Origin of the sequence: Streptomyces sp. NPDC052225, from assembly GCF_040679615.1 — a bacterium.
In the GTDB taxonomy this organism is placed as follows: Bacteria; Actinomycetota; Actinomycetes; order Streptomycetales; family Streptomycetaceae; genus Streptomyces.
This window is the reverse complement of sequence record NZ_JBFAVD010000003.1, coordinates 79343-98626: the sequence shown is the minus strand read 5'-3', so window position 1 is coordinate 98626 and position 19284 is coordinate 79343. Positions and strand designations below refer to the sequence as shown.

20 protein-coding genes are annotated in these 19284 nt (G+C 70.8%); 10 read left to right on the top strand and 10 right to left on the bottom strand.

All coding sequences use genetic code 11. The features are described 5' to 3' along the window. Positions 1–12 precede the first annotated feature (12 nt). The 3 genes from ispF to AB0L37_RS06060 all read right to left on the bottom strand — a co-directional run bounded on the left by ispF (position 13) and on the right by AB0L37_RS06060 (position 2007). Positions 13–519, bottom strand: coding sequence for a 2-C-methyl-D-erythritol 2,4-cyclodiphosphate synthase (ispF, locus tag AB0L37_RS06070; RefSeq protein ID WP_365500830.1), 507 nt, complete (start codon positions 517–519; stop codon positions 13–15). Continuing rightward, entirely contained in the window at positions 509–1258 is a 750-nt protein-coding gene (gene ispD / locus AB0L37_RS06065) for a 2-C-methyl-D-erythritol 4-phosphate cytidylyltransferase (RefSeq protein ID WP_365500828.1), read from the bottom strand. The genes ispF and ispD overlap by 11 nt, the downstream gene beginning before the upstream one ends. 266 nt (positions 1259–1524) lie before the next feature. Beyond that, positions 1525–2007 (bottom strand): CarD family transcriptional regulator, encoded by a 483-nt coding sequence (locus tag AB0L37_RS06060; RefSeq protein WP_003953493.1) that lies wholly within the window; start codon positions 2005–2007, stop codon positions 1525–1527. A 590-nt stretch (positions 2008–2597) separates the two neighbouring features. On the opposite strand from AB0L37_RS06060, the gene AB0L37_RS06055 reads away from it, so the two are divergent. Next, positions 2598–3257 (top strand): DUF461 domain-containing protein, encoded by a 660-nt coding sequence (locus AB0L37_RS06055; protein ID WP_365500826.1) that lies wholly within the window; start codon positions 2598–2600, stop codon positions 3255–3257. A 78-nt stretch (positions 3258–3335) separates the two neighbouring features. Here AB0L37_RS06055 and AB0L37_RS06050 read toward each other — a convergent pair whose 3' ends face one another. Next, positions 3336–4016 (bottom strand): response regulator transcription factor, encoded by a 681-nt coding sequence (locus AB0L37_RS06050; RefSeq protein ID WP_018527980.1) that lies wholly within the window; start codon positions 4014–4016, stop codon positions 3336–3338. Continuing rightward, a complete protein-coding gene (locus AB0L37_RS06045; RefSeq protein WP_365500824.1) occupies positions 4013–5290 on the bottom strand; it encodes an ATP-binding protein in 1278 nt (425 codons plus the stop codon). The genes AB0L37_RS06050 and AB0L37_RS06045 overlap by 4 nt, the downstream gene beginning before the upstream one ends. A 196-nt stretch (positions 5291–5486) precedes the next feature. Here AB0L37_RS06045 and phoU point away from each other — a divergent pair, with 196 nt between their 5' ends. The 3 genes from phoU (at position 5487) to cpt (ending at position 9162) form a co-directional block, all read left to right on the top strand. Continuing rightward, positions 5487–6173, top strand: coding sequence for a phosphate signaling complex protein PhoU (gene phoU / locus AB0L37_RS06040; protein ID WP_365500822.1), 687 nt, complete (start codon positions 5487–5489; stop codon positions 6171–6173). Positions 6174–6680: 507 nt separating this feature from the next. After that, positions 6681–8615 (top strand): Ig-like domain repeat protein, encoded by a 1935-nt coding sequence (locus AB0L37_RS06035; RefSeq protein ID WP_365500820.1) that lies wholly within the window; start codon positions 6681–6683, stop codon positions 8613–8615. Positions 8616–8640: 25 nt separating this feature from the next. Then, the gene (gene cpt / locus AB0L37_RS06030; RefSeq protein ID WP_365500818.1) at positions 8641–9162 is read left to right on the top strand and encodes a chloramphenicol phosphotransferase CPT; all 522 of its coding nucleotides are present in this window, start codon (positions 8641–8643) and stop codon (positions 9160–9162) included. A 9-nt stretch (positions 9163–9171) separates the two neighbouring features. Here the strand turns inward: cpt and AB0L37_RS06025 are convergent, their stop codons facing one another. Continuing rightward, positions 9172–9594, bottom strand: a complete 423-nt coding sequence (locus tag AB0L37_RS06025; RefSeq protein WP_365500816.1) for a cytidine deaminase — start codon at positions 9592–9594, stop codon at positions 9172–9174. A 527-nt stretch (positions 9595–10121) separates the two neighbouring features. Between AB0L37_RS06025 and AB0L37_RS06020 the strand changes: the two genes are divergently transcribed. Beyond that, the gene (locus AB0L37_RS06020; RefSeq protein ID WP_365500815.1) at positions 10122–10418 is read left to right on the top strand and encodes a ribosomal protein L7/L12; all 297 of its coding nucleotides are present in this window, start codon (positions 10122–10124) and stop codon (positions 10416–10418) included. A gap of 80 nt (positions 10419–10498) precedes the next feature. Here the strand turns inward: AB0L37_RS06020 and AB0L37_RS06015 are convergent, their stop codons facing one another. Further along, on the bottom strand, positions 10499–11260 hold the full coding sequence (locus AB0L37_RS06015) for a phosphoglyceromutase (RefSeq protein ID WP_365500813.1): 762 nt from the start codon (positions 11258–11260) through the stop codon (positions 10499–10501). 135 nt (positions 11261–11395) lie between these two features. Between AB0L37_RS06015 and AB0L37_RS06010 the strand changes: the two genes are divergently transcribed. The 3 genes from AB0L37_RS06010 (at position 11396) to AB0L37_RS06000 (ending at position 13230) form a co-directional block, all read left to right on the top strand. Continuing rightward, on the top strand, positions 11396–12664 hold the full coding sequence (locus tag AB0L37_RS06010) for an MFS transporter (protein ID WP_365500811.1): 1269 nt from the start codon (positions 11396–11398) through the stop codon (positions 12662–12664). A 30-nt stretch (positions 12665–12694) separates the two neighbouring features. After that, the gene (locus AB0L37_RS06005) at positions 12695–12970 is read left to right on the top strand and encodes a hypothetical protein (RefSeq protein ID WP_365500809.1); all 276 of its coding nucleotides are present in this window, start codon (positions 12695–12697) and stop codon (positions 12968–12970) included. Between the two features lie 68 nt (positions 12971–13038). Further along, complete coding sequence (locus AB0L37_RS06000) at positions 13039–13230, top strand: hypothetical protein (protein WP_365501425.1); 192 nt, start codon at positions 13039–13041, stop codon at positions 13228–13230. Between the two features lie 17 nt (positions 13231–13247). Here AB0L37_RS06000 and AB0L37_RS05995 read toward each other — a convergent pair whose 3' ends face one another. From AB0L37_RS05995 to mshA, 3 genes are all read right to left on the bottom strand, one after another. Further along, positions 13248–14867 carry a glycosyl hydrolase family 28-related protein gene (locus AB0L37_RS05995; protein WP_365501423.1) on the bottom strand — a complete coding sequence of 540 codons (1620 nt, stop codon included), beginning with the start codon at positions 14865–14867 and terminating at the stop codon, positions 13248–13250. A 182-nt stretch (positions 14868–15049) separates the two neighbouring features. Then, the gene (locus AB0L37_RS05990; protein WP_365500807.1) at positions 15050–15550 is read right to left on the bottom strand and encodes a YbjN domain-containing protein; all 501 of its coding nucleotides are present in this window, start codon (positions 15548–15550) and stop codon (positions 15050–15052) included. Beyond that, positions 15543–16886, bottom strand: a complete 1344-nt coding sequence (gene mshA, locus AB0L37_RS05985) for a D-inositol-3-phosphate glycosyltransferase (protein WP_365500805.1) — start codon at positions 16884–16886, stop codon at positions 15543–15545. Before mshA ends, AB0L37_RS05990 begins: the two co-directional genes overlap by 8 nt. 179 nt (positions 16887–17065) lie before the next feature. Here mshA and AB0L37_RS05980 point away from each other — a divergent pair, with 179 nt between their 5' ends. After that, positions 17066–17863, top strand: a complete 798-nt coding sequence (locus tag AB0L37_RS05980) for a class I SAM-dependent methyltransferase (RefSeq protein ID WP_365500803.1) — start codon at positions 17066–17068, stop codon at positions 17861–17863. Between the two features lie 158 nt (positions 17864–18021). Beyond that, a complete protein-coding gene (locus AB0L37_RS05975; RefSeq protein ID WP_365500801.1) occupies positions 18022–19083 on the top strand; it encodes an NlpC/P60 family protein in 1062 nt (353 codons plus the stop codon). The last annotated feature ends 201 nt before the right edge of the window (positions 19084–19284 follow it).

Below are 19284 nucleotides of genomic sequence, written 5' to 3'. Positions count from 1 at the left end.
GGTCGTCCGAGGTCAGGCCTCCGACCGCACCACCAGCGCGGTCGCGATCGCCATCAGGCCCTCGTCGCGCCCGGGGAACCCGAGCCCGTCGGTCGTGGCCCCCGACACCGACACCGGCGCCCCGGCGGCCTCGGAGAGCACCTTCTGCGCCTCGTCGCGCCGCTTGCCGATCTTGGGCCGGGGGCCGACGACCTGCACGGCCACGTTCCCGATCACGAACCCGGCGTCGCGCACGATCCGCGCGGCCTCGGCGAGCAGTGTCAGTCCGCTCGCCCCGGACCACTCGGGCCGCCCGGTCCCGAAGTGCTGCCCGAGGTCGCCGAGGCCGGCCGCGGAGAACAGCGCGTTGCAGGCGGCGTGCGCGACGACGTCGGCGTCCGAGTGCCCGGCGAGCCCGGGGCCCTCGTACTCGGGCGCCTCCCACTTCAGCCCTGCGCACCACATCTCGCGCCCGTCCTCGAAGGCGTGGATGTCGGTCCCGATCCCGACCTGCGGAAGCACCATGCGGTCAGAACCCATCGTTGGCCCTCCTGCGGGCGAGTACGGCCTCGGCGAGCACGAGATCGAGCGGCCGGGTCACCTTGAAGGCCTCTTCGTGCCCGGGCACGAGCACGACCTGGAGGCCCAGCTTCTCGACCATGCTCGCGTCGTCGGTGACGTCGTCGGTGACGGTCTCGTGGGCCCGTACGAGCGTGTCGTGGTCGAAGCCCTGCGGCGTCTGGACGGCGCGCAGCCGGGCCCGCGAGGGCGTCGCGACGACGGGCTCGGGCGAGCCGTCGGTGCTCGGCACGACTTCCTTGACCGTGTCGGCGAGCGGCAGCGCGGGGACGACGGCCGGGGCTCCGTCCCGTACGGCCTCGATGACCGCGTCGACGGTGTCGACCGGCACCAGCGGCCGGGCGGCGTCGTGCACGAGCACGATGTCGATGGTGTCGGGCAGCGCGTCGAGCCCGAGCTTCACGGACTCCTGACGCGACTCACCGCCGGGCACGACGACGAAGTCGGTGCGCTCGGGCAGGGAGTGGTCGGCGAGCAGGCTCTTCACCTCGGCGGCGCCGTCGGGCGGTGCGACGACCACCACGAGGGAGACCGAGCGGGAGGCCGCCATGGCGCGGACGGCGTGCACCAGCATCGGGATGCCACTGAGCGCGCGGAGCGCTTTGGGGGCGCCGGGGCCGAGGCGCACGCCCCGTCCGGCGGCCGGAATCACGGCCGCGGTGCGGGCGCCGACGGCCACGGGAGGCGTTTCGTCAGACATCGGTTCCGTTCAGGTTTGTACGCTCGGGGAGGGTGGGTATGGCCACATCGTGCCGGGCGCGACGCCTTGACCGGACCCTTCCGTGACACCGGTCGAGCCAGCTGCCCGGGCCCGGCACGCCAAGTACCGGGATCGTTCCTGTGCACAGGTACGCAACATGCCGCGGCGCCCGGCGACACCATCAGGGGTCATCGGGCACCACGGCATTTATTCATGCTGCGCTTCACCTACGCCGCGCTTCGACTACAGCGTGACGGCAACGCGTATCAGGACGCGAGAACCTCGTCGAGCAGGGCCTCGGCCTTGTCCTCGTTCGTGTTCTCCGCGAGAGCGAGCTCGCTCACCAGGATCTGGCGAGCCTTGGCGAGCATGCGCTTCTCACCCGCGGACAGTCCGCGCTCACGCTCCCGACGCCACAGGTCACGCACGACTTCCGCGACCTTGATGACATCGCCGGAGGCGAGCTTCTCCAGATTTGCCTTGTAACGGCGCGACCAGTTCGTGGGCTCCTCGGCGTACGGCGCACGCAGTACCTCGAAGACCCGGTCGAGCCCGTCCTGACCGACCACATCACGCACGCCGACGAACTCCGCATTGTCCGCTGGCACACGCACCGTCAGGTCGCCCTGGGCGACCTTCAGCACCAAGTAGGTCTTGTCCACGCCTTTGATCTGGCGAGTTTCGATGGCCTCGATCAGCGCGGCCCCGTGATGGGGATAGACCACGGTGTCGCCAACCTTGAACGTCATGTGACAGGTACCCCTTCCGTGGCTATCCAGGGTAACACGGAAACGGCGGGTTCTGAATGGCGTTTTCGCAGGTCAGGGCATATCTCGGGGCTTGACAACAACAACAGGAACGTGCTGCGGAGGGGTAGCGGAGGAGGGTATTCGCAGGTCGGAGCGGCTCTTCGGCGGGAGAGAAACGCGTACGTTACAGGCGTCCGAACGGGCCCCCAAGGGGTCGAACGTCCCGGTTTGGGTGGTTCGAAGCGATGAACTTCCGCTGCTCCGTTCGAGGAACCGCAGACTCGTTCGAGATCAATCCAGAATTGATCATCGCGATTCCCGGCCCCGGATGATCGTTTTTCCGTACGCCCATGCATTCCTTACCGGAAATCCCCACAGGGCGCTGGACAGCGGTTTTGTGAATGGTGAACGTGATGCCAATGGGGCTGCCGGGACGGAGGGCGGTCCACGGCGCGGAGGGCCGTAGGGGCGGGTCGGGTGCGGCGGCGCGGGAACGGCTCGGTAACCTAAGGCCGCTGACAGACCCTTAGGACGGCTTTACAACCCCGTGAGGCCGTTCGTCCGCCCACGTTCTAGGAGTTGCCGCCGCCGTGAGCAGCAGCCTTCGACGCGGCGCCCTTGCCGCCGCCGCCATCGCGTTCTCGATCGCCTCGCTCGCCGCGTGCGGTGCCGGCAACAACGCCCAGACACTCGAGGTCAAGCCGGACAACGCCGCGACCTCCGTCGGTGACATCAAGATCCAGAACGCCACCGTCATCACCCAGCCGGACCGCACGTCCAAGGGCCCGGCCGTGGTCACCGCCACACTCTTCAACAACGGCCGCACGGCCCAGACCCTCGACTCGATCACCGTCGACGGGGTCGGCAAGACCGCCGAGCTCTCCGACCCCAAGGGCGGCTCGACCATCACGGTCCCCGCCGGCGGCTCGATCGTCCTCGGCGGCAAGGGCAACGCCTCCGCCGAGCTGCCGAACAGCCGCACCGCGGTCCTGGACGGCAACGCCCAGGCCATCACGTTCTCGTTCAGCGAGGCCGGCGAGATCAAGATGAAGGCGTTCGTCGTCCCCGCCGAGAGCTACTTCGAGAAGTGGGGCCCGACCGAGATGCCGGCCACGCCGAGCGCGTCCGCCACGGCCTCGGAGTCCCCGTCGGAGTCGGCCGACGGCGCGGCGGGCCAGAAGGCCTCCGGCTCGGCCTCGCCGAACACCGGCGCCTCGGCCTCGGCCTCGCACTCCGCCGCGGGCCACTGAGCCTGACGCAGCAGTACGCCGAAGGGCGGCCGGATCCCGTGATCCGGCCGCCCTTCGGCGTCTCAGTGCGCGTGCCGTCTACGGCTCGAACTTGTAGCCCAGGCCGCGGACCGTGACCAGGTAGCGCGGCGCGCCCGGGTCCGGCTCGATCTTGGCGCGCAGGCGCTTCACGTGGACGTCGAGGGTCTTGGTGTCGCCCACGTAGTCGGCGCCCCAGACTCGGTCGATCAGCTGCATACGGGTCAGCACGCGGCCCGCGTTGCGCAGCAGCATCTCCAGGAGGTCGAACTCCTTCAGGGGCAGGTCGACCTTGGAGCCCGACACCGTGACGACGTGGCGGTCCACGTCCATCCGGACCGGGCCCGCCTCCAGGGCCTGCGGGGCGACCTCCTCCGGCTCGCCGCGGCGGCGCAGGACGGCCCGGATGCGGGCCACCAGTTCGCGCGAGGAGAAGGGCTTGGTGACGTAGTCGTCGGCTCCTATTTCGAGGCCGACGACCTTGTCGATCTCGCTGTCCTTCGCCGTCACCATGATCACGGGAACGTTGGAGCGGCCGCGCAGCTGACGGCAGACCTCGGTGCCGGGCAGGCCCGGCAGCATCAGGTCGAGCAGGACGAGGTCGGCGCCGTTGCGCTCGAACTCGTCGAGGCCGTCGGGCCCGGTGGCCGCGATGGCGACCTCGAAGCCTTCCTTGCGGAGCATGTACGACAGGGCGTCGGAGAAGGACTCTTCGTCCTCAACGACGAGCACTCGGGTCACGGAAGGACCTCCGGGGCGACAGGAATGGATTCGTATGCGGTTGTGTGGTCGGGCCCGTGTGCGTCGTCTTCGTCGCGTACGTTTCCGGGGCCTTCTGAGCTGCTGGTCTGCGGGGCGGTGCGGGGAGCGGCCGCCTCGGGCAGCCGCAGGGTGAACGTGGAGCCCTGTCCCTCGGAGCTCCACACGGTGACCTCCCCGCCGTGCGAGGCGGCCACGTGCTTGACGATGGCGAGGCCGAGGCCCGTGCCGCCGGTGGCCCGGGAGCGGGCGGGGTCGACGCGGTAGAAGCGCTCGAAGATGCGCTCCTTGTCCCGGTCGGAGATGCCGATGCCCTGGTCGGTGACGGCTATCTCCAGGAGGTCGCCGCCGGGGGCCGTGACGCGGCGGGCTGCTATGCCGACGCGGGTGCGGGCGGGCGAGTAGTTGACCGCGTTCTCGACGAGGTTGCCGAGGGCCGCGGCGAGCTGGCCGCGGTTGCCCCAGACGTGCAGGTCGGCGGTGCCGCCCGCCGCCATGGTGATCTGCTTCGTCGCGGCCGGCTGGCGGCAGCGGTCGATGGCCTCGGCGACGAGTTCGTCGACCCGGACCGGCTCGGCGTCCTCCAGCGGGTCGTCGTTCTGCACCCGGGAGAGGTCGATGAGTTCCTGGACGAGGCTGGTCAGACGGGTCGCCTCGATCTGCATACGGCCGGCGAACCGCTCGACGGCCTCGGGGTCGTCGGAGGCGTCCATCACGGCCTCGGAGAGCAGCGAAAGCGCTCCCACCGGGGTCTTCAGCTCATGGCTCACGTTGGCGACGAAGTCGCGTCGTACGGCCTCGATGCGGCGGGCCTCGGTGAGGTCCTCGACGAGGAGGAGGACGAGCCGGGAGCCGAGTGGGGCCACGCGCGCCGACACGGCGAGGGCGTCGCCCCGGCCGGTGCCGCGCCGCGGAAGGTCGAGCTCCACCTGTCGTATCTCGCCGTCGCGCCGGGTGTCGCGGGCCATCTGAAGCATCGGCTCGACGGCGAGCTTCCCGCCGCGTACGAGACCGAGGGCGTACGCCGCGGAGCTGGCCTTGACCACGCTGTCCGCCTCGTCGAGGACGACGGCGGAGGAGCGCAGCACGGACAGGACCGTGTCGACGCCGGGCGGCAGAACCGGGTCCGTGTGCAGGGAGGTGCGGGTGGGGCGTTTCTGGTCGCGTTCGCTCCAGCGGAACGCCAGCATGGCGATCACGCCGGTGCACACTCCGGCGATCGCTGCCGCTGCGGCGACCGCCGCGTTCACGTCCATGTCTTCAGGTTATGCGGGCCGAGTGGTTCCTCCACAGCCGTCCGGGTGGCCGCTCGAACACTCGTCGCCCAGAGTTCACCTTGGGTACGGTGCTGATTCACTTGGGGTGCCGGAACCCGACGCGTACAGGGCCGAACGTGGGACCGTGGGCGCAGCAGCGCCGCACCGGAAGACCCCGTACGAGAGGGAACGTCGTATGCGTGACGCGTACCACGAGGAACTGGACTCGATCGGCGAGGGCCTGGTCGAGATGGCCCGTCTTGTCGGGTCGGCGATCGGGCGCGCCACCACGGCCATGCTCGACGCCGATCTGAAGCTGGCCGAGACCGTGATCGCCGCGGACCAGAAGGTGGACGATCTCCAGCACGAGCTGGAGGCGCGGGCCATCGCCCTGCTCGCGCGGCAGCAGCCGGTGGCGACGGATCTGCGGATCGTCGTCACGTCGCTGCGGATGAGCGCCGACCTGGAGCGCAGCGGCGACCTGGCCCAGCACGTGGCCAAGCTCGCCCGTCTTCGCTTCCCCGAGCGGGCCGTGCCGCACGACCTGCACGCGACCATCCTGGAGATGGGCCAGCTCGCGCAGCGCCTGATGGCGAAGGCGGCGGAGGTCATCATCACCAAGGACGTCGACCTGGCGATGCAGCTGGAGCAGGACGACGACGAGATGGACCTGCTGCACCGCACCCTCTTCCAGCACCTGATGGACGAGAAGTGGAAGCACGGCATCGAGACGGCGGTCGACGTGACGCTGCTCGGCCGCTACTACGAGCGCTTCGCCGACCACGCGGTCTCGGTCGCCAAGCGCGTCGTCTATCTGGTGACGGGCGAGCACGCGGACGACGTGCAGGCCGCGTCGGCGGCCGCGGCGGTCGAGGGCGCCTGAGCCTTTCCGCACCCGCGAGGGCCCCGCACGGTACCTCCGCGCGGGGCCCTCGCGCGTCACGCGTCAGCCGCAGCAGCCGCCGCACTGGCAGGGCGCGCCGGACTGGCATCCGCAGCCGCAGCCCGAGCCGCATCCGCAGGCTCCGAGCAGCACCAACTGCGGTACAGGGCGGCTCACTTCAACGGGGGCTTCTGGCATCTGGACGGGCCTGGGGGACTCGGCAGCCATCGGTTTTCCCTCCTCGGTGGCCTCCGCGATGGAGTACCTCTCCCATTTGATGCCCAGGGGGGCGGGCGCATCAACGGCGCACATGTGCGCGGCCTGTCGGCCCAGCCCCACATCCTCCGCATCTTCTCGGTGAAACCCCTCCTCACCAGGCAACTTTGTGCCCTACTCTGCGCATTGGCAGCCGCGCCCCCAGCCGTCACAGGACGCCCGGGGTGTCGCGCGGCGCTCTCATCTCCCGGCCATCCACCGGGATCTCTTTGTGTGTGGGGGTTCGTACCTGTGCGTAAGCGCAGCATTTCCACCGCGACGGCGCTCGCGGTCCTCTTCTCGTCGGCGGCGCTCAGCGTCGTCGCGGCGGGCCCGGCCTCGGCCGCGACCGTCTCCGTCGGCGCTCCTGGCGGCATCGTCGTGGACGGCCCGCTGAAACGGGTCTTCGTCAGCGACGAACAGGCGGGCACGATCTGGGCCGCCGACTACACGGGCGCGGCCCTCGACTCGGTGGACGGGCTCGCGGGGGCGGGCAACCTGGCCGTCTCGGACGACGGCGCGACCCTGTACGTGGCCGTGCCGCGCTCGGACGAGATCGTCGCGCTCGACGCGGCCACGCTCGACATCAGGACCCGGTACGCGTTGCCCGACGGCGCCTGGCCGCGCCATGTCGCCTTCACCGGCGGCAGGCTGTGGTTCACGTACGGGGACCGGTGGGAGGCCGATCTCGGCTCGGTCGACCCGGCCGCCGACGCGGAGAACGCCGTGACGATGGGGCTGTCCCCCTTCGGCGAGCAACAGATGTACGGGCAGGCGCTCCTGGACACCGACCCCGCCCGGCCCGGAGTGCTCGCGGTCGCCGAGGTGAGCTGGACGCCGGATTCGATGGCCGTCCTCGACGTCACCACCGGCACGCCGCGGGTGACCGCCTGGCGCGAGAGCGCCGCCGCCCCGTCCGACGGGGACATCCGCGACATCGACCTGGTGCCCGGCGCCGACGAGGTGCTGGTCAACGGCACCGTGCGGAACGCGTACGCGGACGGCGCGTTCAGCGAGACGGGCCGCTACCCGGACGCCCACGGAGCCGACGTCGCCCCGAACGGCCTGATCGCCGGCGCCGACGGCACCGGGATCACCGTGTACCGGCCCGGCACCACGACGCCGCTGCACACCTACCCCGGCTACACCGGCACCCTGGCCTGGGCGCCGGACTCCTCACGGATCTTCGCCGTGGTCAGGGACGGCAGCGGCGGCGAGGCGCTGAAGGTCCTCACCGACCCGACGCTGAGCGTGCCCGCGCTCACCGTCGACGCCCCGTCGTCCGTCACGCGCGGCAAGCAGCTCACCGTCACCGGGAAGCTGACGGCCTCGGTGCCGCTGCCCGCCGGCTCCGCCCTGACGGTCACCCGCACCGATGCGGAGAGCCCCGGCGGCAAGGCGCTGCCCACGGTCACGGTCGCGGCGAACGGCTCGTACAGCTTCACCGACACCCCGCAGGCCGGCGGTCCGGTCACGTACAGGGTCGCGTACGCGGGCGACGCGCAGCACACCGCGGTCTCCGTGTCCCGCGAGGTCGAGGCCTCGTACACCACGACGAGCCTGTCACTGAACAAGGGCGGCAACGTCTACGCGTACGGCACCGACGTCTCCTTCACCGCGCACCTGGGGACGACGTACAAGAACCGGACCGTCGAGATCTGGGCGAACCCGTACGGCGGCGACAAGCCGAACAAGCTGATCAAGACCGGGACGGTCAACTCCAGCGGGAACTTCTCCGCGACCGTCGACATGACCCGCGACACCGAGGTCATGGCGGTCTTCGCCGGGGACACGCGGTACGCGCCGAAGACGGTGAGGACGACGGCCTACGCGCGCGTGAAGGTCTCCACGGCCGTCACCAAGCACTACAAGCGCGCCACGATCGGCTCGCACTCCTACTACTGGTTCCACAAGAAGACGGCCCCGGTCATCAACACGACGATGTCCTACTACAAGGGCCGCAAGCAGCGTCTTCAGCTTCAGGTCTACTCGGGCGGTGCCTGGCGCACCACGAACTCGGAGTACTTCGCCCTGGACTCCGCCGGAAAGTCGTCCGTGAACCTGGGCGCCCCCGGCACCTCCGGGATCAAGGCGCGGGTGCGCTCCGCGTACATCAACGACTCGTCCGGGGACAACGTCAACTCGACGACGTACGGCACCTGGAAGTACCTGTACTTCTCCAACTGACGCGCCCAGCGATTACGTTGGCGCCATGACTGACGTGATCGTCCTCAACGGCGGCTCCAGTTCGGGCAAGTCGGGCATCGCCCGCTGTCTGCAGAGCGTGCTGGTGTCGGGGCCCTGGCTGACGCTCGGTGTCGACACGCTCATCGACGCCCTGCCGCCGTCCGGGGGCGGGATCGACCTCGGGGCCGACGGATCCATCACCGTCGGCCCCGTTTTCCGTCGGGCGGAGGAGGCCTGGGCCGCCGGCGTCGCGGCGATGGCCGCGGCCGGGGCGAAGGTGATCGTCGACGAGGTGTTCCTGGGCGGCCCGCACTCCCAGGCCCGCTGGGCCAAGGCGCTCGACGGACTCGACGTGCTCTGGGTCGGCGTGCGCTGCGACGCGCGGACCGCGGCGGGGCGCGAGGTGGCCCGCGGGAACCGGGTGGCCGGGATGGCCGCGTCCCAGGCCGAGTTGGTGCACCAGGGCGTCACGTACGACCTGGTCGTCGACACGACGCGGGCCGAGTCGATGGCGTGCGCGCGGGAGATCGCGGCCCGCGTGCGCTGACGCCGCCCCTCACTCGGCGTGGTCCGCCCAGACGTACGTCTCCGGGAGCAGCTCGGCGACGGGCACGGCGCGCAGGGCGTCCGGCGGGCCCACGATGACGTTGATGTGCGGGAAGTAGTCGAGCAGCGCCTGCCGGCACCGCCCGCACGGCGGGATCACCCCGCGCTCCCGGTCCCCCACGGCGACGATCGTCTCCAGCTCGTACGCGCCCTGCCCGGCGGCGGCCCCGATGACGACCAGCTCGGCGCAGGGCCCGCCGGTGAAGTGGTACGCGTTCACCCCGGTCACGATCCGCCCGTCGCGGTCGCGGGCCGCGGACGCGACGGTGTGGTTGTCACCGCGGCAGCGGGTGCGGGCGATCTCTGTCGCGGCGTCGACGAGTTCACGGTCGACGCCGTCGGTGCGGGACTGGTGTGCCTGATGTGTCGTCACGGCACGAAAATGCCATGCCCCGGGCGGCGCCGGAAGGGGCGGCGGCCCGGGGCGTGATCAAAGGGCTGCGATCAAAGGACTGCGATCCAAGAACCTGATCGCGGAACCTACTTCTTCTTGCCCTGGGTGTTGTCGGGGATCTCGGGGAGCTGGGTTTTTGCTCGCCAGGGGCAGTCGGCTCGGGCGCCTGGTGGTCGTCGTCGGCCACTGTTGAGCGGCGTCGGACGGCCCAGGGACGGCCCCGATGACGATGCCAGGAGCATCCAGAGTCGAGAGGCGGCTACGCACCATCGCGAGGACTCTGGCCAGTTCTTGAGGCCCCAGGCCCTCGGGAGCATCCGAGTGGAAGGCGCCCGGCCGGCGAGGAGCGGTACGCCCTTTCGCAGCCTCTTCATGTGCTTGTTGCACGCGTTGGCTGGAGTGGGGGGGAGACAGGAGCGCGGCGGGCGGAGCGAGCTGCCTCGAAAAGCCGTGGCTACCGTCTTCGAGGGCGCATACGCTCCCGTTCGCTGAGGCAGGAGGGCGAGATGTCCGACGAACAGGGCACGGAGTACTACACGCTGATCTGCGACGACCCGTCCTACGAGGTGATGCTCGTCGACTGCGGAGCCCGCGAAATGGATGTGGTTCTGGCAGTGCGCAAGGTGACCGGCCAGAGCTTGTGGCACAGCCGGGAGCTGGCACGCCAAGCGCCCGTCCCCCTCCTTGAGGGTCTGTCTGCGGAAAGGGCCCAGTCCGCTGTCGCGGTACTCCAGAGCGCCGGCGCCAGAGCGGAGTGGAGGCAGGAGCCGGAGCCCGGACAGCGCACGGCCTCATCGCCCTGACGGCCCGGAGACGGCCCAGAGGCAGTGAAAAGCCCCCTACCGGCGGACAACCCGCAGGTAGGGGGCTTCGTCAGCTCTGCTTACTTCTTCTTGCCCTGGTTCTTCACGGCCTCGATCGCCGCCGCGGCCGCGTCCGGGTCCAGGTACGTGCCGCCCGCCTTCACCGGCTTGAAGTCGGCGTCGAGTTCGTAGGAGAGCGGGATGCCGGTCGGGATGTTCAGGCCCGCGATGTCGGCGTCGGAGATGCCGTCGAGGTGCTTGACCAGGGCGCGGAGCGAATTTCCGTGGGCCGCCACCAGGACCGTCCTGCCGGTCAGGAGGTCCGGGACGATGCCGTCGAACCAGTACGGGAGCATGCGGACGACGACGTCCTTGAGGCACTCCGTCTGCGGGCGCAGCTCCGGCGGGAGCGTCGCGTAGCGCGGGTCGTCGAACTGCGAGTACTCGGCGTCGCGGTCGAGCGGCGGCGGCGGGGTGTCGTACGAGCGGCGCCACAGCATGAACTGCTCCTCGCCGAACTCCGCGAGGGTCTGCGCCTTGTCCTTGCCCTGGAGGGCGCCGTAGTGGCGCTCGTTCAGGCGCCAGCTGCGGTGGACGGGGATCCAGTGGCGGTCGGCGGCCTCGAGGGCCAGCTGCGCGGTGCGGATCGCGCGCTTCTGGAGCGAGGTGTGGACCACGTCGGGGAGCAGGCCGGCGTCCTTGAGCAGCTCACCGCCGCGGACCGCCTCCTTCTCGCCCTTCTCGTTCAGGTTGACGTCCACCCAGCCGGTGAACAGGTTCTTCGCGTTCCACTCGCTCTCGCCGTGACGGAGGAGGATCAGCTTGTACGGTGCGTCGGCCATGGCCCCGAGCCTAATAGACGGCTCTGGTCCGCGCCGATTGACGGTGGTCGACAACTGATTGGCGCGCGCGATTACCCAGGTCGTAAGTTACGCAAACCTGTCGCACCACTTACTCCACCCCCGGGGGATGCACCCATGTCAGTCACCTCGCTCAGACGTGCCGCCAAGGAGTCCGTCTCCGGGCTGCCGAGGGAGTTCTGGTGGCTGTGGACCAGCACCCTCGTGAACCGGCTCGGCGGGTTCGTCCTCACGTTCCTCGCGCTGTACCTGACGGCCGCGCGGGGCTTCTCGGCCGCGTACGCCGGTCTCGTCGCCTCGCTCATCGGGCTCGGCGGTGTCATCGCGTCGATGGGCGGCGGGGTGCTCGCCGACCGGGTCGGGCGGCGCCCCACGCTGCTCGGCGCGCAGCTCGCGACCGCCGCGACGGTCGCGGTCCTCGCCTTCGTGCGCGACCCGGTCTCCATCGCCGTCACGGGTTTCGCGCTCGGGCTCGCCTCGAACGCGTCGCGGCCCGCGATCCAGGCGATGATGGCCGACATCGTGCGCCCGGAGGACCGGGTGCGGGCCTTCTCGCTCAACTACTGGGCGATCAACCTGGGGTTCGCGGTCTCGTCGGTGTACGCCGGTTTCCTCGTCGCGCAGAGCTACACGTTCGGCTTCCTCGTCGAGGCGGGCATGACGCTGGCCTGCGCCTGTGTCGTCTTCGTGAAGGTGAAGGAGTCGCGGCCGCAGGCCGGGCCCGTGGTGCCGGGGCAGCGGTCGGCCGTCGTCACCATGGGGACGGTGCTGCGCGACGGGCGCTTCATGCTGATGGTCGGCCTGTCGTTCCTGGTCGCCGTCATCTTCACGCAGAGCTCGGTCGGGCTGCCGATCGTGATGGGCGAGAACGGGTTCTCCAGCTCGGACGTGGGGCTCGTCGCCGCCGTCAACGGCATCGTGATCGTCGCGCTCCAGATCCCGCTGACCCGGTTCATCGAGCGCCGCGACCCCGGCCGGCTGCTCGCCGTGTCGTCCCTGCTCATCGGTTACGGGTTCGCGCTCACCGCCTTCGCCGGGTCGCTGGCCGCGTACGCCCTCACCGTGATCGTCTGGACGCTCGGCGAGATGGTCAACGCGCCGACCCAGTCCGGCCTCGTCGCCCGCCTCTCCCCCGCCGAGGGCCGCGGCCGCTACCAGGGCGTCTACACGATGTCGTGGTCCGCGGCGGCGCTGGTCGCCCCGCTCGCGGGCGGCTGGGTCCTCGACACCGCCGGGGCCGGCTGGCTGTGGGCCGGGTGCGCGGCGCTCGGCACGGTGACCGCGGCCGGCTACCGGCTGCTGATGCGGGCACTGCCCGCGCAGCCGAGCGCACCGGTGGCCACCCCTGTGGAAACCGCCGAGGCTGTCGGGAACGCCCCTGCGTGACGGGGCAGTTGGGCGGGTACGTGACCGTACATGCCCGAATCCCCGAGGAGCACGAAGACCGACGAGCCGCCCAGAACGCTGGTGGGCGGTGTCGAGGTCGACGTCCCCAACAACATCCCGGCCATCCGTGCGGCGCTCGATCCGAAGCGCCGCACGGAGTTCGACAAGGCCATCAACGCCGCCGGGGTCGACGAGATCCACGCCGTCATGCGGCACTGGATGCTGGAGGCCGTGCCCGACCCGGAGGCCGACGCGATCCTCGCCCGGCTCGCCCGTGACGAGGCGGAGAGGCGGGGCACGGCTTGAGCCGGCGCCGCAGGCGCAGCGCCTGCCGAATCGCGTACGCCCCGCCCGCCGACGACACCCTCGCCAAGATGGCGAACCCGGACGCCTTCCGCGCCGAGATGGCCCGCACGCTCGCCCATGACCCGTACGGGCACGGCTCCAGTTCGGTGGCCGGTGAGCGGGACCGGCGCGAGGCGACGGTCGGCGGGGCGATAGTCCTGTACTACGTCTCGGGGACCGTGCTGACCGTGACGGTCGTGCGGATGGTGGCGCTCAGCTGACCTTCGACCGACCCTGACTACAGGGTGCGTTGGGCGTCGTAGAGGTTCTTCGGGCGCACCACGTCCGTCGTGCCGTACAGCTCCAGGCGGGAGTTGAGCGCGCCGGTGAAGTCCGGGACGTCGGTCTGGTCGAACTCGCGGACCGTGTTGATGCCGACGGTCGCGCTGTACGGCGCGAGGCCGTCGATCTTCATGAGGCCGGCGCGTTCGTTGGTGACCCTGATGTTCCAGTGAGTGAAGCGCGCCCCGAAGAGCGGCCCGGCGGAGGCGTCGCCGCCGTGCCGGCCGTTGTTGTCCACCGTGATGTCGGTGCGGACGTTGGCGAACGGCATCCCGCGGTGCGAGTCGAAGGTGCCCATCCGCATGTCGCCGCGTGACCAGACGTTGTGGGAGGACAGGCCTTCCACGTTGATGCCGTGCAGCTGCGTGCCGGAGGGGGCGGGGACGGTGCGTTGCGCGATGGTGAAGTCCTCGATCAGGTTGTCGTGCGAGCCCTCGCGGCAGAAGTACGGGTGGTGCGAGCCGCGCCCGCCGACGCGGGTGCGGCGCAGCGTGGAGGCGGAGGCGGCGACGAGCCCGAAGCCGTTGTCGACGTTCCAGACGGTGACGTCGTCGATCAGGCAGTCGTACGTGCATTGCAGCGCGACGCCGTTGTAGCCCTTGTCGAGGAGGTGGGGGGACTGCGGGGTCTCGACGGCTTCCAGGGTCAGGCCCTCGATCCCCGCGCCGGTCAGGGCTGTCACGTGGGTGGTGAGGCGCGGGTCCCATGCGGCGCGCACGTCCAGGGGCAGCGGGCGTTCGAAGGTGACCCTGTCACCGCGCACCGACGCGATCCGCACCGGCCACTCGTAGGGGACGTACGAGGTGAGCTTGGTCTTGTCGTCCCAGGAGTACGCCTCGGGGCCGGGGCCGCCGCCCGCCATGTGTTCCAGGAGGGTGTGGTCGGCGTCGTCGGCGAGGCGGAGCAGGACGAGGTCGCCGGCGCGGAGCTCTGTGGCGTCCGCGACCGTGACCGACCAGGAGCCGCGCAGCGCCGGGGCGACGGTCGTCAGGGTCCGCCACTCGTCGCGCTTGTTGCCGGTCCAGCCCTCGAACGGCCAGGCCCGCGCGCGGATCGCGTCCGTGAGCGTACGGAATCGGTCGGCCGGACAGAGCCAGATCAAGCCCCCGGCCCAGGACCAGGAGGACTTGTCGCCGCCGTAGCGGGAGCCGTAGACGCCGATGAGCTCGGTGAGGCTCCTGGTGGCGTAGAGCTTGGTGCGGGTGCTGCCCGCGCCCTTGAGGACGACGTCGTCGTGGCCGATGTGGATCAGGTCGTCGATCCGGTACGTACCCGCGCCGAGGAGCACCGTGCCCCCGCCGGCCCGTCCGGCGGCGGCGAGGGCACGGTTGATCGCGGGGGCGCTGTCGGTGGGGGCGTCGGCTGCCGCTCCGTAGGACTCGGCGCGGAAGACGCGGCGGGCGCGGGACGCGCGGCGGCTGCCCGCGCGGCCGACGTACGGGATCTGCGGGTGTGTGCAGGGCGCCTTCGCGAACTCGGCCCAGATGTCCGGCACTTGGCCCCCGCTCGCCCGGGCGGCGCCTGCTCCGATTCCGGTCACCGCCGTGGCCGCCACGGCGACCGCCCCGCCCAACATGCCGCGCCTGCTGAGATCCCGCACCGCTGCCACCCTTCACCGACGTACATATATATGAACGACGTTCACGTGAGTGCCGCGCGTGAGCATGCCACGCAGCCCCTCGGGGCGGAAGGGGTCAGGCAGCGGCTGAGGGAGAGTGAGGGGAGAGACGCAGGAGAGGACTCAACGACGCGAGGGCGCTACTTGGAAGGCCGCTGGATCAGATGTGTGAACGCGTCCAGATTGCGGGTCGATTCGCCGCGCGAGACCCGCCACGCGTACTCCTTGCGGATCGAGCTCGCGAAGCCGAGTTCCAGGAGCGTGTTGAAGGCGCCGTCGGCGGCCTCAAGGACCGAGCCGAGCAGCCGGTCGAGCTCCTCGGGGGTGACGGCGGCGAGCGGGAGCTTGCCCGTGAGGTAGATGTCGCCGAGCTGGTCGACCGCGTAACTCACGCCGTACAGGCGCAGATTGCGCTCCAGGAGCCAGCGGTGGACCCCCGCCTCGTTCTCGTCCGGGTGACGGATCACGAAGGCGTTGAGGGAGAGGCTGTGCCTGCCGAGGCGCAGGGAGAGCGTCGTGGAGAGCTTGCGGGTGCCGGGGAGCTTGACCACGTACGAGCCGGGCTCCGGGCTCTCCCACTCCAGCTCGGCGTCCTTGAGCACGGACTCGACGGTCTCCGCGGCGGTGGGGTGCTCAGCCATGGTGCGAGGGTACGTGACGGCGGTGTTCCTGCATCGCCGCGGTGTAGACGTCCGCGGTCGCCGATGCCGACGTGTCCCAGCCGAAGGAGCGGGCGTGCCGGGCGGCCGCCGCGCCCATCCGGTCCACCAGGTGGGGATGGTCGGCGAACTCGCGCAGCACGCGCGCGTAGCGGGCCGGTTCGTGGCCGTCGACAAGGAAGCCGGTCGTTTCGTCGCGCACCGCTACCGGCAGGCCGCCCACGGACGCGGCGAGGACCGGCGTACCGGTGGCCTGCGCCTCTATGGCGACCAGCCCGAACGACTCGCTGTAGGAGGGCATGACGAGCAAGGAAGCGGCGCGGAACCAGTCCGCGAGCTGTTCCTGGCCGACCGGCGGCTGGAAGCGCACGACGTCGGCGATGCCGAGCTTCGCGGCGAGCTTCTGGAGGGCGGCCGGCTTGGCGAGGCCGCTGCCGCTGGGGCCGCCGACCACCGGAACCAGCATCCGGGAGCGCAGTTCGGGGCGCTCGTCGAGGAGTACGGCGACGGCCTTGAGCAGGATGTCGGGCGCCTTGAGCGGCTGGATGCGGCCCGCGAAGAGCGGGATGAGCGCGTCCTGCGGCAGGCCGAGGCGGGCGCGCGCGGCGGCCCGGCCGTCGCCGACCTTGAACCGGTCCAGGTTGACGCCGGGGTGGACGACGGCGACCTTGCCCGGGTCGGCCTCGTAGTGGCGGACCAGTTCGTCGGCCTCTTCGGAGGTGTTCGCGACGAGCCGGTCGGCGGCGCGCACGATCTGCGTCTCGCCGATGACGCGGGCGGCGGGTTCGGGGGTGTCGCCCTCGGCCAGCGCCGCGTTCTTGACCTTGGCCATGGTGTGCATGGCGTGCACCAGCGGCACCCCCCAGCGCTCGGCGGCCAGCCAGCCGACGTGCCCGGAGAGCCAGTAGTGCGAGTGGACCAGGTCGTAGTAGCCGGGCCGGTGCCCCGCCCACGCCTGCATGACGCCGTGCGTGAAGGCGCACAGCTGGGCGGGGAGCTCTTCCTTGGCCAGGCCTTCGTAGGGGCCCGCGTCCACGTGCCGTACGAGGACGCCGGGCGCGAGCTCGACCTCCGGCGGCAGGCCGCCCGTAGTGGCCCGCGTGAAGATCTCGACTTCTATATTGATCGCGGCGAGGCGCTTGGCCAGCTCCACGATGTAGACGTTCATGCCGCCCGCGTCGCCGGTGCCGGGCTGGTGCAGCGGCGAGGTGTGCACGCTGAGCATCGCCACGCGGCGCGGGCGCCGGTGCGCCCCCGGGAACCGGAGGCGGGCCGGGGCCGCCCCGGAGCGGCGGAACCTGGTCACGTACTGACTCACGTGGCGGGCCCTCCTTGCTGGGGCGTACGGGCGGTCCTGCGGGCACGACTCGGGGAGGGCAGAAGCCCTCGTCCAAGGGCGGCAACGCCGGAGCGCTCCCCTCCATTTCCACTTTGCCGAATCATTACCGTACGAGGCTCAACCAAAGCCCCGCTCCCCGTACGGCATACGCTGTGTCCATGACCCCGCGTACCCCTTCCCGCCCCGTGGGAACGGTGACGCGAGGAACGACCAACCCGAACCGGCTGCGCCGCATGGACCGCTGGATCGCGGCCGTGCACGGCGCCGCCCTGCGCCGCGCCGCCGACCCGGTGGCGGTCGACCTCGGCTACGGCGCCGCCCCCTGGACCGCCGTGGAGCTCCTGGCCAGACTGCGCGAGGCGGCGCCCCGGGCGCGCGTGGTCGGCATCGAGATCGAACCGGCGCGGGTCGCGGCCGCGCAGCCGTACGAGCGCGAGGGCCTGGAATTCCGGCACGGCGGCTTCGAGCTGCCGCTCACCGCTCCCCCGCTGCTCATCCGCGCCGCGAACGTACTGCGCCAGTACGACGAGGAGCAGGTCGCGGGCGTCTGGGAGCGGCTGTGCGCGCGGCTCGCGCCCGACGGGCTCCTGGTGGAGGGCACCTGCGACGAGATCGGGCGGCGGCACGTGTGGGTCGCGCTCGGCCCCGAGGGCCCGCGCACGGTGACCTTCGCGACCCGGCTCGGCTCCCTGGAGGTGCCGTCCGACCTGGCCGAGCGTCTGCCTAAGGCGCTGATCCACCGCAATGTCCCCGGCGAGCCCGTGCACGCGTTCCTGCGCGACTTCGACCGGGCGTGGGCGGCGGCCGCGCCCTACGCCTCGTACGGCGCGCGCCAGCGGTGGATCCGGGCGGTGCGGGATCTGACGGGTCACTGGCCCGTGGTGGACGGGCCCGCGCGCTGGCGGCAGGGCGAAGTGACCGTGGCGTGGGGGGCGTTGGCGCCCCGGGAGGCCTGAGCGACGCCAGGGGGAACGAATTCGGGGGGTCGTTCGTCAGAGCGTCGGGGTCTGTCGTATTCAGCGTGCGCATGGCACCATCCCCGGAGCACGCGGAGAAGTTACTGACGGTAAATCAGTTTTGGCTTCAGGTTGACTCGGCTGTGGGGGCGGAGCGGATGAGCAAGCGGAGTACGACGACGATGGCGGCGGTGGCGCTGGTGTGCGCCCTGACCGTGCTGACGGCGCCGGGTGCGGCCCACGCGGCACCGGCTCCCACGCCCTCGCCCTCAACACCCGCGAGCGACACGGACCTTGAGGCCGTCCGCCAGAAGATCGACAAGCTGTACCACGACGCGGGCGTCGCGACGGACGAGTACAACGCGGCGGAGGAGAAGGCCGACAAGCAGTCCGTCGAGATCGTGAAGCTGGCCCAGAAGATCGCGGCAGGCCAGCAGAAGCTGGACCGCCTGAAGTCGAGCGCGGGCGCGAGCGCGCGGGAGCAGTACCGCACCGGCGGCGTGCCGCGCGAGGCCCGGTTCCTGCTCTCCGGCGACCCGCAGCAGTTCCTCGACAACGCGGGCCGGATGTACCAGGGCCAGCAGGCCACCAAGAACCTGGTCGCCCAGCTCACCAAGACGCAGAACGCGCTGGCGGGTTACGCCGAGGACGCCTCCGACCAGTGGAAGCGCCTCGAAGAGGGCCGCAAGAAGAAGGCCACCGCCAAGAAGAAGATCGAGAAGCAGATCAAGGCCGCGCAGGACCTCGAGGGCAAGCTCGAGAAGAAGGAGCGCGACCGGCTGAAGAAGCTGGAGGAGCAGGCCGAGCAGCAGAAGCAGACGGCCTGGCTCTCCTCCGGCGTCCTCAAGGAGATCAACGGCAGGGCGACGGCGGCCGGCAAGGAAGCCGTGCGGTTCGCGAGCGCCCAGATCGGCAAGCCGTACGTATGGGGCGCTGAAGGCCCGAAATCGTTCGACTGCTCGGGCCTGACCTCCCAGGCATGGGCCGCCGCGGGCAAGCCGATCCCGCGTACGTCGCAGGAGCAGTGGAAGCAGCTCAAGCACATCGACATCAAGGACATGCGCCCCGGCGACCTGATCATCTACCACGACGACGCCAGTCACGTCGGGATGTACATAGGCGACGGCGCGATCATCCACGCTCCCCGCCCCGGGCGGACCGTGACGATCGCGGGTGCCGGATCCATGGCGATATTGGGTGTTGTACGGCCCGACGCCTGACGTCGGACCAAAGGCCCTGGGGTGCCCGCGATGCGTGACCCGTCCCACGTGACGCACCGCACTCGCGGCGCTCCGGTTCCGGGCGCCGCACGTGATGTTCGTCATTCCCGGGTGCCGGGCGCGAGGCCGGAACCTGCCCAATTGCGGTACTGGTGACGGCATATGACGCTGGCCGTTTGCCGCTCACCATTCCGTTCGGGC